This window comes from Inquilinus sp. 2KB_23, assembly GCF_052115705.1.
In the GTDB taxonomy this organism is placed as follows: Bacteria; Pseudomonadota; Alphaproteobacteria; order DSM-16000; family Inquilinaceae; genus Inquilinus; species Inquilinus ginsengisoli_A.
On the sequence record NZ_JBFRHF010000010.1, the window covers coordinates 169,467 to 183,187 of the forward strand.

The 13,721-nt window shown below is 70.4% G+C and carries 13 protein-coding genes; 7 read left to right on the top strand and 6 right to left on the bottom strand.

From position 1 onward, the window contains the following. Positions 1–57: 57 nt before the first annotated feature. The gene (locus AB4112_RS15055; protein ID WP_441720711.1) at positions 58–1,674 is read left to right on the top strand and encodes a calcium-binding protein; all 1,617 of its coding nucleotides are present in this window, start codon (positions 58–60) and stop codon (positions 1,672–1,674) included. Between the two features lie 23 nt (positions 1,675–1,697). Here AB4112_RS15055 and AB4112_RS15060 read toward each other — a convergent pair whose 3' ends face one another. The 5 genes from AB4112_RS15060 to lgt all read right to left on the bottom strand — a co-directional run bounded on the left by AB4112_RS15060 (position 1,698) and on the right by lgt (position 6,949). Beyond that, on the bottom strand, positions 1,698–2,630 hold the full coding sequence (locus tag AB4112_RS15060) for a ribose-phosphate pyrophosphokinase (protein WP_309794292.1): 933 nt from the start codon (positions 2,628–2,630) through the stop codon (positions 1,698–1,700). A gap of 189 nt (positions 2,631–2,819) precedes the next feature. Then, on the bottom strand, positions 2,820–3,596 hold the full coding sequence (pgeF, locus tag AB4112_RS15065; RefSeq protein WP_441720713.1) for a peptidoglycan editing factor PgeF: 777 nt from the start codon (positions 3,594–3,596) through the stop codon (positions 2,820–2,822). A gap of 56 nt (positions 3,597–3,652) precedes the next feature. Then, positions 3,653–4,981 carry an NAD(P)/FAD-dependent oxidoreductase gene (locus AB4112_RS15070; RefSeq protein ID WP_441720715.1) on the bottom strand — a complete coding sequence of 443 codons (1,329 nt, stop codon included), beginning with the start codon at positions 4,979–4,981 and terminating at the stop codon, positions 3,653–3,655. Positions 4,982–5,028: 47 nt separating this feature from the next. Next, positions 5,029–6,111, bottom strand: a complete 1,083-nt coding sequence (locus AB4112_RS15075; RefSeq protein ID WP_309794288.1) for a class I SAM-dependent methyltransferase — start codon at positions 6,109–6,111, stop codon at positions 5,029–5,031. A gap of 10 nt (positions 6,112–6,121) precedes the next feature. Further along, positions 6,122–6,949 carry a prolipoprotein diacylglyceryl transferase gene (gene lgt / locus AB4112_RS15080; RefSeq protein WP_309794286.1) on the bottom strand — a complete coding sequence of 276 codons (828 nt, stop codon included), beginning with the start codon at positions 6,947–6,949 and terminating at the stop codon, positions 6,122–6,124. Positions 6,950–7,078: 129 nt separating this feature from the next. Between lgt and AB4112_RS15085 the strand changes: the two genes are divergently transcribed. Then, entirely contained in the window at positions 7,079–7,480 is a 402-nt protein-coding gene (locus AB4112_RS15085; RefSeq protein WP_309794284.1) for an accessory factor UbiK family protein, read from the top strand. Positions 7,481–7,661: 181 nt separating this feature from the next. After that, complete coding sequence (locus AB4112_RS15090; RefSeq protein ID WP_309794283.1) at positions 7,662–8,171, top strand: YbjN domain-containing protein; 510 nt, start codon at positions 7,662–7,664, stop codon at positions 8,169–8,171. Positions 8,172–8,243: 72 nt separating this feature from the next. Here AB4112_RS15090 and AB4112_RS15095 read toward each other — a convergent pair whose 3' ends face one another. Further along, positions 8,244–9,167 carry a LysR substrate-binding domain-containing protein gene (locus AB4112_RS15095; protein ID WP_309794282.1) on the bottom strand — a complete coding sequence of 308 codons (924 nt, stop codon included), beginning with the start codon at positions 9,165–9,167 and terminating at the stop codon, positions 8,244–8,246. Between the two features lie 176 nt (positions 9,168–9,343). Between AB4112_RS15095 and AB4112_RS15100 the strand changes: the two genes are divergently transcribed. From AB4112_RS15100 to AB4112_RS15115, 4 genes are all read left to right on the top strand, one after another. Continuing rightward, positions 9,344–10,642, top strand: a complete 1,299-nt coding sequence (locus AB4112_RS15100; protein ID WP_309794280.1) for an aspartate aminotransferase family protein — start codon at positions 9,344–9,346, stop codon at positions 10,640–10,642. A 288-nt stretch (positions 10,643–10,930) separates the two neighbouring features. Continuing rightward, positions 10,931–11,746, top strand: a complete 816-nt coding sequence (locus tag AB4112_RS15105) for a response regulator transcription factor (RefSeq protein ID WP_309794278.1) — start codon at positions 10,931–10,933, stop codon at positions 11,744–11,746. Further along, the gene (locus tag AB4112_RS15110; RefSeq protein ID WP_441720719.1) at positions 11,739–12,665 is read left to right on the top strand and encodes a LuxR C-terminal-related transcriptional regulator; all 927 of its coding nucleotides are present in this window, start codon (positions 11,739–11,741) and stop codon (positions 12,663–12,665) included. Before AB4112_RS15105 ends, AB4112_RS15110 begins: the two co-directional genes overlap by 8 nt. Before the next feature lie 359 nt (positions 12,666–13,024). Further along, positions 13,025–13,654, top strand: coding sequence for a sugar transferase (locus AB4112_RS15115; protein ID WP_309794275.1), 630 nt, complete (start codon positions 13,025–13,027; stop codon positions 13,652–13,654). Positions 13,655–13,721: the final 67 nt, after the last annotated feature.

Sequence of the window (13,721 nt, forward strand, 5' to 3'; positions counted from 1 at the left end):
GGGCTGAAAGCGCGCTGCGGACAGGTCTCACCGTCCTCAATCCTTCAGGAGACCTTGATGGCGTATTTCGAGGGTGACGACAACGACAACCAGATTCCCCAGCCGGACCAGAACACCAGCGGCGACGACACCATGTATGGCCGCGGCGGCGACGACTATCTCGATGGCGGTGGCGGCAATGACACCCTGGTGGGCGGGACGGGCGGGGACACGCTGATCGGCGGCGCCGGCATCGACACCATCAGCTATTGGGACAATCGCGGGGCCGGCGTCGTGGTCAACCTGACCACCATGACCGCGTCCGGCAACGGCTCCGACGCCCAGGGCGACGTGATCTCCGGCTTCGAGAACATCGAGGGTTCGGACTACACCGCGGGCAATGACGTCCTGACCGGATCGGCCGGAGTGAACTCGATCTGGGGCCTGGGCGGCGACGACCGCATCTACGGCATGGCCGGCGACGACATCCTCAGCGGCGGCACCGGAAACGACCTCATCGATGGCGGCGACGGCAACGACTCGATCCGGGACCTCGACCAGAACAACCAGCTCTATGGCGGCAACGGCAACGACACGATCGTGGCCGGCGGGTTCAACGACACCCTCGACGGCGGGGCGGGCAACGATTCGCTCAGCTGCGACACCGGCAGCTTCTACACCGACGAGATCAATGTGCTGCGCGGCGGGGCCGGCGCCGACCGGATCGAGGGCAGCGGCGCCAAGAACGACATCGCGACCTATTCTGAAGGCATCGTCGGCGTCACCGTCAACCTCACCACCGGCGCGGCCAGCGGCGGCAACGCCCAGGGCGACGTGCTGATCGGCATCGAGCATCTCATCGGGTCCGCCGGCAATGACCAGCTGACCGGGAGCGTCGACGTCAATTCGCTCAGCGGCGGGGCGGGGAACGACATCCTGCACGGGATGGACGGGAACGACCGGGTCGACGGCGGCGCCGGCGCGGATGCGCTGTACGGCGATTTCGGCTCCGACACGCTCACCGGCGGCGCGAACGCCGACACGCTGGATGGCGGGATCGGCAATGACAGCCTGCTGGGTGGCGACGACAACGACATCCTGCGCGGCGGCATCGGGGCCGACCGGCTCGATGGCGGCGCCGGCACCGACTCGGTGATGTACACCGAGAGCACGGCCGCGGTGACGATCAACCTGGCCAGCGGCGCCGGCAGCGGCGGCACTGCCCAGGGCGACGTGCTGGTGGCGATCGAGACCGTCTATGGCAGCAGCCACAACGACACGCTGGTCGGCAATACTGCGGCCAACGGCCTGGTCGGGGGTGCCGGCAATGATGTGCTGGCGGGCCAGGGCGGCAAGGACACCCTGATCGGCGGGGTGGGGGCCGACCGCTTCTACTATGGGGTCCTGTCGGACAGCCCGGTCGGGGCCAATGCCGATCGGATCACCGATTTCAGCCACGCCCAGGCCGACCGCATCGACCTGCACGGCATCGATGCCAACACGGGGGTGGCCGGCGACCAGGCCTTCCACTTCATCGGCAGCGGCGCCTTCACCCACCATGCCGGCGAACTGCGCGAGAGCGTGGCCGGCGGCGTCACCACGGTCAGCGGCGACGTCAACGGCGACGGCGTGGCGGATTTCAGCGTCACCCTGACCGGGGCCATCACCCTGCAGTCCGGCGACTTCCTGCTGTAGGCGGTGTCGCTTCTGCTACGGCCTTACTGGAACAGGCTGGAGACCGACTTTTCCTCGGCGATACGCAGGATGGCCTCGGCCATCAGCGGCGCGATGGTCAGCTGGCGGATGTTGTGGCTGCCCTGCACCGCCTCGGTCGCCAGGATGCTGTCCGTCGTCACCATCTCCTTGATCGGGGAGGCGCCGACGCGGGCCACCGCGCCGCCCGACAGCACGCCATGGCTGATATAGGCGAAGACCTCCGACGCGCCGCGCTCCATCAGGGCGGCGGCGGCGTTGCACAGCGTGCCGGCGCTGTCGGCGATGTCGTCGATCAGGATGCAGCGGCGGCCGTCGATGTCGCCGATCACGTTCATCACCTCCGACACGCCGGCCTTCTCACGCCGTTTGTCGATGATGGCGAGGTCGGCATCGAGGCGCTGGGCGATCTGCCGGGCGCGGACCACGCCGCCGACATCGGGCGAGACGATGACCAGGTTCTCGCTGGAGAAGCGGCTGCGGATGTCCTTCACGAACACCGGCGACGCCACCAGGTTGTCCAGCGGGATGTCGAAGAAGCCCTGGATCTGGCCGGCATGCAGGTCCAGCGTCAGCACCCGGTCGGCGCCGGCGCGGGTGATCAGGTTGGCCACCAGCTTGGCCGAGATCGGCGTGCGCGGGCCGGTCTTGCGGTCCTGCCGGGCATAGCCGTAATAGGGCATCACCGCGGTGATCCGGCGGGCCGAGCCCCGACGCAGCGCGTCGATGGTGACCAGCATTTCCATGAGATTGTCGTTGGCGGGGAAGCTCGTCGGTTGGATGACGAACACGTCCTCGCCGCGGACGTTCTCGAGGATCTCGACGAAGACCTCCATATCCGCGAAGCGGCGGATCTGGGCCTTGGTCAGCGGAATTTGCAAATAGGCGGCGATCGCCTCGCAGAGCGGGCGATTGCTGTTGCAGGCGATGATTTTCATGAGGGCGGCTCGGTGGTCTCGGGCGGTGGGGCCGGGGCCGGATGCGGCTGCGTATATCCCGCGCGCACCGGGGTGTAAACGGCCTTGACGCAACCCTGTCCCCGAATTGTCACATCATCATGAAGACGCAGCCGCCCAGCATCGCCACGATGATGAACAGGAACAGGGTGATCAGATGCGGCATCGGCGTCAGTCCGTCAGCAGGATGGCCGAGATCTGGCGGCCATAATCCGCCTCTTTCCGCAGGGTGGTGCGGCGATAGCTGAAGAACTGGTCCTCGCGCGCCAGCGTGTCCAGCCCGGTGACCGTGACGTCGCGCAGCCCGGCGCGGCGCAGCCGCTGGGCGACGTAGCCCGGCAGGTCGAAATGCGGTCGAGTGGTCTTACCGTTGGTGGCGGCCGGCATGTGGAAGAATCGGGCGCTGTCGGGATCCTCGGCCAGGAAGCGGTCGCGGAATTCGGGGCCGACCTCGTAGCCCTCGGGGCCGATGCAGGGCCCGACCGCGGCGGCGATCCGCTCCGGCACCGCGCCCAGCGCCCGCATCGCCGCGATGGTGGCGTCGGTGACGCCGCCCAGCGCGCCCTTCCAGCCGGCATGGGCGGCGCCGATCACCCCAGCCTCGGCGTCGGCGAACAGGATGGGGGCGCAGTCGGCGGTCAGGATGCCCAGGGCCAGCCCCGGCCGGTCGGTGACCATGGCGTCGGCCTGCGGCGCGGTCTCCGGCGTCCAGGCCGCGGTCACGGTGACCACGGTGGGACTGTGCACCTGGTGCACGGTCAGCAACGTCTCGGCCGGCCCCAGGTCGCGGCGGCAGCGGTCGCGGTTCTCGGCCACCGCGTCGCGCCGGTCGCCCGAACCGAAGCCGCAGTTGCGCGAGGCGAAGATGCCTTCGCTGACGCCGCCGGTGCGCGGGAAGAAGCCATGGGCGAGGCCGGGCAGGGCGGACAGGGCGTCGACGGTGATCACGGGCGGCTCCGGCAACTGCGGATGGGGACGGAATAGCACTGCAACTGCGGTCGCGACTAGAACCCGGCCTCGACCCGGATCAGCGACCCGTCGCTGAATCGGCCGAAGCGGTAGGGCGTCGGGTCGACCACCGGCGGCGCACCGGTGACCAGGTCGGCCACCAGCCGCCCGGCCCCCGGGCCGATGCCGAAGCCGTGGCCGGAGAAGCCGGTGGCGACGAAGAAGCCGGGCACCGTCTCGACCGGCGAGATCACCGGCACCGCGTCCGGGGTCACGTCGATCAGCCCGGCCCAGTCCTGCGCGCCCGGCACGCCACGGAACAGCGGGAAGGCGGCGTCGAGCCGGGCCCGGGCCGCCCGGACCACCGACGCCACCGGCGCCGGGTCGAGGATCCGCACCCGCTCATAGACCGAGACCTGGTCCGGCGCCGCCTGCTTCGGCAGCTGCCATTCCGTCAGGAAGCGGTCGCCGACGCGCAGCCGCAGCGACCGCCACTGCGACCGCAGCGCCGGCAGGAAGTCGAAGAAGAAGCGGAAGCTGTCCGGCACGATGTCGACGATGTTGGTGCGGGCGTCGGCCACGCTGTAGCCGCCGTCCAGCCGCTTGCGGAAGGCGAAGCCGGAGGTCGCGGCCGCCGCCTCGGGCCCGCCCGCGACCGGCGCGGTGCGCTGGACGGAGGACAGCACCTTCAGCTGCGGCAGGCGCAGGTCCAGCGCCCGGCAGAACAGGCCGGACCAGGCGCCGCCGGCCAGCACCACGGCGTCGCAGGCGACGCGGCCCTTCTCGGTCACCACGCCGGAGATGCGGCCGCCCGCGGTGTCGACCGCGCGCACGGCGCAGTTCGTCATGATGCCGGCGCCCAGCCGGCGGGCGGCGCGGGCGATTGCCGGGGCGGCCAGCTGCGGCTCGGCCCGGCCGTCGGTCTCGGTGTAGAGCGCGCCCTGGAAGCGCGTCGCCGCCCCGGGCAGCAGCCGCGCCACCTCGTCGGACCCGACCAGCCGGGTGCTCAAGCCATGCGCCCGGGCATGGACCATCCACTTCTCGTGCCGGGCCATCTCCGCCTCGGTCTCGCCGACATAGAGGATGCCGGCCTGGCGGTAGCCGGTCTCGGCCTCGACCGTGGCGTTCATCCCGCGCCACAGCTTCAGGCTTTCCTGCACCAGCGGGATCTCGCGCGAATCGCGGCCCATCACCCGGCACCAGCCCCAGTTGCGGCTGGACTGTTCGGCGGCGATCTCGCCCTTCTCGCACAGCAGCACCGAGACGCCGCGCTGCGCCAGGGTCAGGGCGGCGCTGGTGCCGATGATGCCGCCGCCGATGATCACGACATCGGCGCGGGCGGGCAGGGCAGGGTCCGACGGGACCGGTTCGATCGCAGGTCCCATGGGGCCGCTCCGCTGTGAGGAGGGGCGACGCTAGCGCGGCGTCGGGGTCAGGGGAACCCCGCCGGCGCGCCGGGCTGGCGCGCGGTCAGCGCCAGGGCCTTGAACAGCATGCCCATCCCGTCCGGGCCGGCCAGCCGCTCGATGGCGGCGTCGATCTCCGCGGCGCGGGCCGGCGATGCCTGCTTGAGCTGGGCGGCGCGGGCGCGCAGGCCCAGCGCCTCCAGGAACGCGCCCTGCGGCACCGGCCCGTGCGCCGCGGCGCCGGCCTGGACAGCAGCGAGGGCGAGGGCCTGGAAATCGACATGGGCGGTCAGGTCGGCCTCGCCCGGCGCCGCCAGCGGGTCGGCGAAGGCGTGGTGGCGCATCGCCTGGAAGCTGTCACCGGCTGCGCTGCGGGCCGGGCCGTAGTCGACGATCAGCGCCGCGCCGCCCTGCTGCGCCAGGCGCCGGCCCAGCATCGCGGCGTGGGACAGCCCGGCCGGGCAGGCCTCGGCGATCGACCCCTCGGGCGCGCCGCGGACGGCGTCGGGGATCAGCGCCAGCCCGGGATCGGTTTGGGCCGACAGCTCCCAGCGCAGCGTGCCCGCCGCCTCGTCCCAGCCGACCAGCCGCTCGTGCCAGCCGCCGGCGCCGCGCTGCCACTGCCGGATCGGCAGGGCGTCGAAGAACTCGTTGGCCACCACCAGCACCGGCCCGTCGGGCAGGTCCGCCAGCCGGTCCAGCCACACCGGGTCGGCCGCCGCCAGACGCGCCGCCTGGGCCGCACGCAGGGTGGGGCTGGTCTCGACCAGATGCAGCCGCAGCGCCTTGCGGAAGCCGGGGGCGGCCCGGCCGATGGCGCGCAGCGCGTCCTGCATCAGGGTGCCCCGGCCAGGGCCCAGCTCGACCAGCAGCGCCGGGTCGGGCGCGCCCATGCGCTGCCACTGGTCGGCGCACCACAGCCCGACCAGCTCACCGAACACCTGGCTGATCTCCGGCGCCGTGGTGAAGTCGCCGGCCGCGCCCAGCGGGTCGCGGGTGATGTAGTAGCCGTGGCGGGGATGGCCCAGCGCCTCGGCCATGTACTGCGCCACGGTCAACGGTCCGTCGACCGCGATCCGCCGCCGCAGCAGGTCGAGCAGCGTGGTCACACCGCCGCCGTTAAGCCGCCGCCGAGGAGGCCGGGGCGGTGGCTGGTGCGGCCATCGCCGGCCGCCGGGCCGCCCAGATCACCACGGCGATGCCGATCACGATCATCGGCAGCGACAGCTCCTGGCCCCGGGTGAACCAGTCGGTGCCCATGAGGTAGCCCAGCTGGGCATCCGGTTCGCGCACGAACTCGACCAGGAAGCGCGAGACGCCGTACCAGGTGATGAAGGTGCCCAGGATGATGCCCGGCTTGGAGCGGATGCGCGCGCTGGCGGCCAGGGGCAGCAGGACCAGGAACAGCAGCAGGCCTTCCAGCCCGGCCTCGTAGAGCTGGCTGGGGTGGCGCGGCAGGGGCCCGCCGCTGGGGAACACGAAGGCCCAGGGCAGGTCGGTCGGCCGGCCCCACAGCTCGCCGTTGATGAAGTTGGCGATGCGGCCGAAGAACAGGCCGATCGGTGCGGCGGCCGCCACCACGTCGCCCAGCAGCAGGGGCGAGAAGCCGCGGCGCCAGGCGAACAGGATGATCGCCGCGGTGACGCCCAGCATGCCGCCATGGAAGGACATGCCGCCCTTCCAGATCTCCAGGATCGTCGCCGGGGCCTGCAGGTACTCGTCGAAGTTGTAGAACAGGACATAGCCCAACCGGCCGCCCAGGATGGTGCCGACCACGGCCCAGGTCAGGAAGTCGTCCAGCGCCAGCCGGTCGGGCGGCAGCGTGGTGCGGCGCGTCAGCCACAGGGCGTAGCGCCAGCCCAGCACGAAGCCGGCGATGTAGGCGAGCGCGTACCAGCGGATCGCGATAGGGCCGATCTGCAAGGCGACCGGATCGAACCAACCCATGACTATTCCCGTCCGCGGAGGGCGAAGCAAAAAGCGAGCCCTTATAGGCGCGGCATCCCGGACGTTGCAACGCAAGGCCTTGGCGGCCATATTTGCAATGATGCCTGTCATTTGTGGATATGCCTTGCGATGCCCTTCGACACCAAGCTGATCGACGATCTGGTCCGGGTTGCGACCGGGGCCTTCGGTGCCGTCGCGGGCGTGCGCGAGGAGGCGCGGTCACGCCTGCGTGAGCAGTTCGAGCACGTGCTGTCGCGGCTGGACGTCGTCACCCGCGAGGAGTTCGAGATCGTCCGCGCCCTGGCCCAGCGCGCGCGGGAAGAGCAGGAGTTGCTGGTCGCGCGGGTCGCGTCGCTGGAAGCCGCAGCCCAGCCGGCCGCCGCGAAGCGCAGCGCCCCGAAGCCTGCGGCCGCGAAGCTGCCGGTGAAGGCCGCTGCTGCGGCTGCGAAACCGGCCCGCCGGGCCGCGTCGGCGCCCGAAGCGGCCCCCGCCCCGAAGCGCCGCGGCACGCGGACGAAAGCGTCGGACTGAATTCCGTCACAAATCATCCACAGCTTTTATCGTAACGGCGGTGCATACCGGTTGCACCCAACAAGCCCTTGTGCGACCGTTGTTCAGGAAAGGCCGTAATGGACGACACTACTACATCTTGGGTATTTACCGGCCGCGGACCCTATAATTGCGTTTCGCGGCGGCATGGGAGCGGAGGATCATGACCACAGCGTCCGAGGTCTTCGAAGAAGCCGCCTTCACCCAAAACCCCCTCGACACGCTCGAGGAAATCGTCAGCGCCAATGACTGGAGTTTCGAGCGGGCGAGCAACGAAGAGATGCTTGCCGAGGTCGCCGGCCGGTGGTGCAGCTACCGCCTGTTCTTCTTCTGGCAGGAAGAAATCAGCGCGATGCAGTTCTCCTGCCAGTTCGATCTCAAGGTGCCGGAGAAGAAGCGCCGCGACGTGGCGGAACTGCTGGGCATCATCAATGAGCGGATGTGGCTCGGCCATTTCGATGTCGACTCCGAGGAGCTGACGCCGATGTTCCGGCACACCACGCTGCTGCGCGGCGCCCAGGCGGCGAGCGTGGAGCAGCTGGAGGACCTGGTCGACATCGCGCTGACCGAATGCGAGCGCTTCTACCCCGCCTTTCAGTTCGTCCTTTGGGGCGGCAAGAGCGCCAGCGAGGCGGTGTCCGCGGCGATCCTGGACACGGTCGGCGAGGCCTGAGCCGACCGGTCCCGGCGATGATGCAAGCCCGGCTTCCCAGGAAGCCGGGCTTTTTCATGGCTGACAGCTGTTCTACGCCTCGATGGTGCGTGCCGCGCTATCGACCAGCCAGGCGCGCACCGCCTCGACGCTCTCCCGGCCCGACGCCGTCTTGGCGACGACCAGCCAGTACGATGTCGAGGTCTGCCCCGATCCGGCGAAGGGCGCGACCAGACGGCCGTCGCGCCGTTCATCCTCGGTCAGCAGGTCGCTTTCCAGCACCACCCCGAGGCCCTTCGCCGCCGCATCGATCGCGACATGCGACGGGTCGAGCTGGAGGGTGCGGGCGAAGCCGTCGTCGAGCGAGACGCCCTGGCGCCGGAACCAGTCCTCCCAGGACACCAGATTGTCCCGGGTCACGATCAGCGGCAGGGCCAGCAGGTCGCGCGGCGACCGGATCGCGCCGCCGGCGGCCAGGGCAGGGGCGCAGAGCGGCCGGATCCTCTCCGTCAGCAGCGGCGCGGCCCGGGACCGCCATCGGCTGCCGTCGCCATAGGCGATGGCCAGGTCCACGGCGTCGGCTTCGATGCCGGGCGTCTCCGACACCATCGGCAGGTCGGCGTCGACCCGGATGTCGATCGTCGGGTGCTCGGCCAGGAAGGCAGGCAGGCGGGGCAGCAGCCAGCGGCCGGCCAGCGACGGCGGGGTTCGCAGCCGCACCACCTCCGCCCGCCGGGCGCGCCGTCCGCGACGCGCCGTGGTCTCGATCGCATGGGCCAGGGTGTCGAAGCAGTCGTGGATCTTGCCGAAGAACTCGGCGCCCTCGGGCGACAGCCGGACGCCGCGGCCGACCCGGTCGAACAGCGGCAGGCCCAGCCGCGCCTCCAGGATCCGGATCTGGTGGCTCACCGCCGACGGGGTCAGCGCCAGCTCCGCCGCCGCCGCGCGGAAGCTCTCCAGCCGGGCGGCGGCCTCGAAGGCCACCAGCGCCCGCAGCGGCAGGCTCGGTCGGTTCATCGTCGATCCCTCAGGCGTGCCCGGGCGCGGGTTCAGAATGATGAATCCATCTCACGAGTCCAGCGAGTTCTCTGCGGTTGTGGGCTCTTCGGGCCGGGCGAATGATGATGGTGGGCAGCGCGCCACGCCTGCCCATGGATCGCCTTCCCGCCAGGAGCGTGGCTTCGGAGCATCCCATGGACCATCTCCCGGCCGGTCTCGACGACGCTTTCTGGACCCGCGCGCGGCGCCACCTGCTGCGCTATGGCGGCGATTTCGTGCCCTTCGTCCCGGTGCGGGCCGAGGGCGCGTTCCTGTGGGATGCCGGCGGCCGCCGGGTGCTCGACTTCACCTCCGGCCAGATGAGCGCCATCCTCGGCCATTCCCATCCCGAGATCGTGGCCACGGTGCGCGACGCGGTCGGGCGACTGGACCACCTGTTCTCCTCGATGCTGTCGGCGCCGGTGGTCGACCTGGCCGAGGCCCTGGCCGGGCTGGTGCCGCAGCTGCCGCGGTCGATGCTGCTGTCGACCGGCGGCGAGTCGAACGAGGCGGCGATCCGGCTGGCCAAGCTGGTCACCGGCAAATGGGAGATCGCGGCCTTCACCCAGTCCTGGCACGGCATGACCGGCGCGGCCGCGGCGGCGACCTACAAGGCCGGGCGCCGCGGGATCGGGCCTCTGATGCCGGGTCAGTACGGCATCCCGGCGCCGAACCCCTACCGCCCGCGCTTCCCCGGCGTGGACTGGCGGCAGGAGCTGGACGATGCCTTCGACCTGCTGGACCGGCAGAGCACCGGCAACCTCGCCGCCTTCATCGCCGAGCCGATCCTGAGCAGCGGCGGCGTGCTGGACCTGCCGCTGGGCTATCTCGCGGCGCTGCAGGCGCATTGCCGGGCCCGCGGCATGCTGCTGATCTTGGACGAGGCCCAGACCGGCATCGGCCGCACCGGCCTGATGTTCGCCTTCGAGCGCGACGGCGTGGTGCCCGACATCCTGACCCTGTCGAAGACGCTGGGGGCCGGCCTGCCGCTGGCGGCGATGATGACCACCGCGGCGCTCGCCGACGAGGCCGAGGCGCGCGACTTCCTATTCTACACCACCCATGTCAACGACCCGCTGCCTGCTGCGGTCGGGCTGAAGGTGCTGGAGATCGTGGTCCGCGACGGGCTGGCGCCCCGGGCGCAGCAGATGGGCGCGCGGCTGGCCGAGGGCCTGCATGGGCTGCAGCGGCGCCACGCCTGCATCGGCGACATCCGCGGTCGCGGCCTGCTGCTGGGACTGGAATTCACCGCGGCCGGCGGCCGGGACGCGGCAGCGATCTCGGATGCGGTGACCGATGTCGCGCTGGAACTCGGCCTGTCCGCCAACATCGTGCGGGCCGGCTTGTCGGGTGGCACCATGCGCATCGCCCCGCCCCTGACGGTCACCGACGCCGAGATCGATCTGGGGGTGGAACTGCTGGACGCGGCGATATCGCGGGTGATGGCCGGCTGAGGCCTGCCGGCGCCCGACAAGGCGGGCCGGAAGAAGTTTACATAGTTCCTTATGCGGGATTTAAGCTAATGTCCTGAAGACGCTTCCACTTTTCATCCGTCGGCTTGAATGATCCGGCCCCGCCTTTCACGCTCTGCCGGCATGGCGCGGTGGGCATCGCCCGTTGCACCGGCCCGTGAAGGTGTGCGCGCCGTCACCGCGACAACAACCGGTCCAGTCCACCATTCTCTCGCTGCGGGGGGTCTGCAGCTGCCGGCCATTCCGGCCCGCGATGAGAGAGGGGACATCATGACAGGCCGTTTCATCGGCGGTTCGGCGGTTCGGCCGATGGCTGGTGTGCAGTCTTCCGCCCAGCCGGATGAATCCACCCTGGCCCATCTGGTCGGCCAGATCTACGACGCCGCGATCGGCCAGGAGGAGTGGGCGGTGGTGCTGCGCCGCCTGTCCGCGATGTTCGGCGGCACGGCCGCGGTGCTGCACCGCTTCCGGTCGCCGGCGCGGGCAGGTGCCAGCCGGGCGATCAACACCGATCCGATCAACATCCAGCTCTACGACACACACTACCACAAGACCGAGCCGAAGCTGGCCGTTCTGTCGCAACTGCCGGCCACGGGCGTCTTCATCGACCGCATGCTGGTGCCGGAGGCGCGGTTGACGCGGACGGAGTACTACAATGACTTCCTGGTGCCGCAGGATCTGCACAGCAGCCTGAACTGGTTCGGCCAGCGGCACGGAATTCCCGAAGCCGGCCTGTCGCTGTGGCGGCCTCGGCATTGGGCGGATTGGGGTGAAGAGCAGGCCGCGGTGCTGAGCTATCTCAGCCCGCATGTCCGTCGGGCGATGCGGCTCGAACAGCGGCTGGCGACGGCCGATGTCCCGACCGTGGCCGTGTCGCTGGCGCCACGGAAGCCGCTGACCGCGCGCGAACGGGATTGCCTCCGCTGGATCGCCCGTGGCGCCTCGAGCAAGGAGGCCGCCCGCCGGCTGGAGCTGTCGGCCTACACCGTCAACGAATACGTCGCGTCGGCGATGCGCAAGCTGCAGGCCGCCAGCCGCAGCGAAGCCGTGGCGATGGCGCTGGCCCAGGGCCTGATCGATGGCTGACCCGGCGCTGCGGGCCGCCCGTGGCAGACGTGCCCTCCCCGGGGCAGGGGCTGCTGCAGCCGTCGTGATCCCGCCGGAGGTCCGGCCCGGTGCGCGGGCCGCACCGGGCCAAATCCTCGACGCCGGCCCCCGCCTGCGGCCGGATCCGCGGCTATGGGCTTCGCCCTCGCCGGACGAGCCCCGGATTCTGGGGCTGATCGACCAGATCTATGATGCCGCCGTCGGCAGCGAGGATTGGGCCGTGGTGCTGAAGCACCTCGCCGAGATGCTGGGCGGGGAGGCGGTGGTGCTGCGCCGGATCGGTGCGGCCATGTCGCTGCCCCCCACCCTGGCGACCGAGACCGATCCGGCCTATGTCCAGGACTATCAGGCGCACTACCACAAGCTGCTGCCGATCCTGCCGCTGCTGTCGCACCTTCCGGCCGGGCCCGTCTTCGCCAACTCGATGCTGATCCCGGAGGCGGAGTACCGGCGCACCGAGTTCTACAACGACTTCATGCGACCCCAGGGCAAGGACCATGGGCTGTACTGGGTCGATTTCGACCAGAGCGAACTGTCGGCGATGCTGTCGCTGTGGCGGCCGCGGAGCCGACCCAACTGGGATGAGACGCAACTGCGGGTGCTGCGCGTCCTCGGCCCGCATCTCGGCCGGGCGCTGCGGATCGAACGCAGCTTGATCAGCACGGGAACGCCCGGTGCCGCAACGCCGCCGCAATTGCCGACAATATTGACGCCGCGTGAGCAGGACTGCCTGGGCTGGGTCGCCCGCGGCGCGTCGAGCAAGGAGGCCGCGCGCCAGCTGTCGCTGTCGGTCTACACCGTCAACGAGTATATCGCCTCGGCGATGCGGAAGCTGGGCGCGTCCAGCCGCACCGAGGCGGTGGCCATGGCACTCGCCAGCGGCGCGATCGGCGGTTGACCCCCCAATCCTTGGGGGTTGAGCCCTCCCGCTCCGTCCGGGAGACTGGGTGGGATCCGGGCGGTCGTGCCCAAGGACAGCGATCGGGTGCGCCGACCGCTGGGCAGGGAACCTGATCGACGTTCCGGGGCTTTGTGTTGCAGGGGATGATGTAAGTCGCTTGGGGGACACACATTGGCCCTCCCAAATGGGGCCCTCCCAAATGGGGGTATGTGCCGTTCCCGTCTTCCGGTTAGGGAGGATGACCAGGTGGTTCCGGCGACGGAACCGGGTCGTCGAGCGTGTCTGTCGTGTCTTTCGTGGGGGTTCAAGCGATGCCGTCCGATGTTCCGGTCAACACCATGGCCGCCGAGTCCGTGATGCCGATTCGTGACGCCCGCGTCGCCGTGGCCGCCAAACGGGTGACCGATATCGTGCTGTCCGCCCTGCTGCTGGTGATGTTCGCGCCGCTGTTTCTGGTCTGCGCCGTCCTGATCCGGCGATCCGGGGCCGGGATCTTCTACAGCGACCGGCGGGTCGGCCGGAACGGCCGGATCTTCTACTGCCACAAGTTCCGGACCATGGTGCCCAACGCCAACGCGCATCTGTCGGCCCTCCTGGCGCGGGACCCGGAACTGCGGCGGGAGTGGGAGACCAGCTTCAAGCTGAAGCACGACCCGCGGGTGACGGCGATCGGCCGCTTCCTGCGCAAGACCAGCCTCGACGAACTGCCGCAGCTGCTCAATGTGCTGAAGGGCGAGATGAGCCTGGTCGGCCCTCGTCCGATGTTCGAGGAGGAGCAGGTGCGCTGGGGCGCGGCGATCCACTACTACTACAGCACCCGGCCCGGCATGACCGGCGTCTGGCAGATCTACGGCCGCAGCGACACCGACTACGAGACCCGGATCCGGCTGAACGTCGAGTATGTGCGCCACTGGTCCTACTGGCGCGACATCGTCCTGCTGGCGGTGACCCCGCGCGTCTTCTTCGTTCGCTCCGGAGCTTACTGAGGCGGGGTCCGGCCGCCCCTGGCCCCGGGCAGGCCGGGATCAGCCGCACCAGCTCGGCCCGCCGGTG

Excerpts from the sequence above, each read along its gene's own strand:
- AB4112_RS15090 (WP_309794283.1), top strand. The coding sequence starts at position 7,662 with ATGACCACAGCGTCCGAGGTCTTCGAAGAAGCCGCCTTCACCCAAAAC.
- lgt (WP_309794286.1), bottom strand. The coding sequence starts at position 6,949 with ATGGGTTGGTTCGATCCGGTCGCCTTGCAGATCGGCCCTATCGCGATC.
- AB4112_RS15085 (WP_309794284.1), top strand. The coding sequence starts at position 7,079 with ATGCCCTTCGACACCAAGCTGATCGACGATCTGGTCCGGGTTGCGACC.
- AB4112_RS15060 (WP_309794292.1), bottom strand. The coding sequence starts at position 2,630 with ATGAAAATCATCGCCTGCAACAGCAATCGCCCGCTCTGCGAGGCGATC.
- AB4112_RS15100 (WP_309794280.1), top strand. The coding sequence starts at position 9,344 with ATGGACCATCTCCCGGCCGGTCTCGACGACGCTTTCTGGACCCGCGCG.
- AB4112_RS15115 (WP_309794275.1), top strand. The coding sequence starts at position 13,025 with ATGCCGATTCGTGACGCCCGCGTCGCCGTGGCCGCCAAACGGGTGACC.
- AB4112_RS15070 (WP_441720715.1), bottom strand. The coding sequence starts at position 4,981 with ATGGGACCTGCGATCGAACCGGTCCCGTCGGACCCTGCCCTGCCCGCC.
- AB4112_RS15055 (WP_441720711.1), top strand. The coding sequence starts at position 58 with ATGGCGTATTTCGAGGGTGACGACAACGACAACCAGATTCCCCAGCCG.
- AB4112_RS15110 (WP_441720719.1), top strand. The coding sequence starts at position 11,739 with ATGGCTGACCCGGCGCTGCGGGCCGCCCGTGGCAGACGTGCCCTCCCC.
- AB4112_RS15095 (WP_309794282.1), bottom strand. The coding sequence starts at position 9,167 with ATGAACCGACCGAGCCTGCCGCTGCGGGCGCTGGTGGCCTTCGAGGCC.
- AB4112_RS15105 (WP_309794278.1), top strand. The coding sequence starts at position 10,931 with ATGACAGGCCGTTTCATCGGCGGTTCGGCGGTTCGGCCGATGGCTGGT.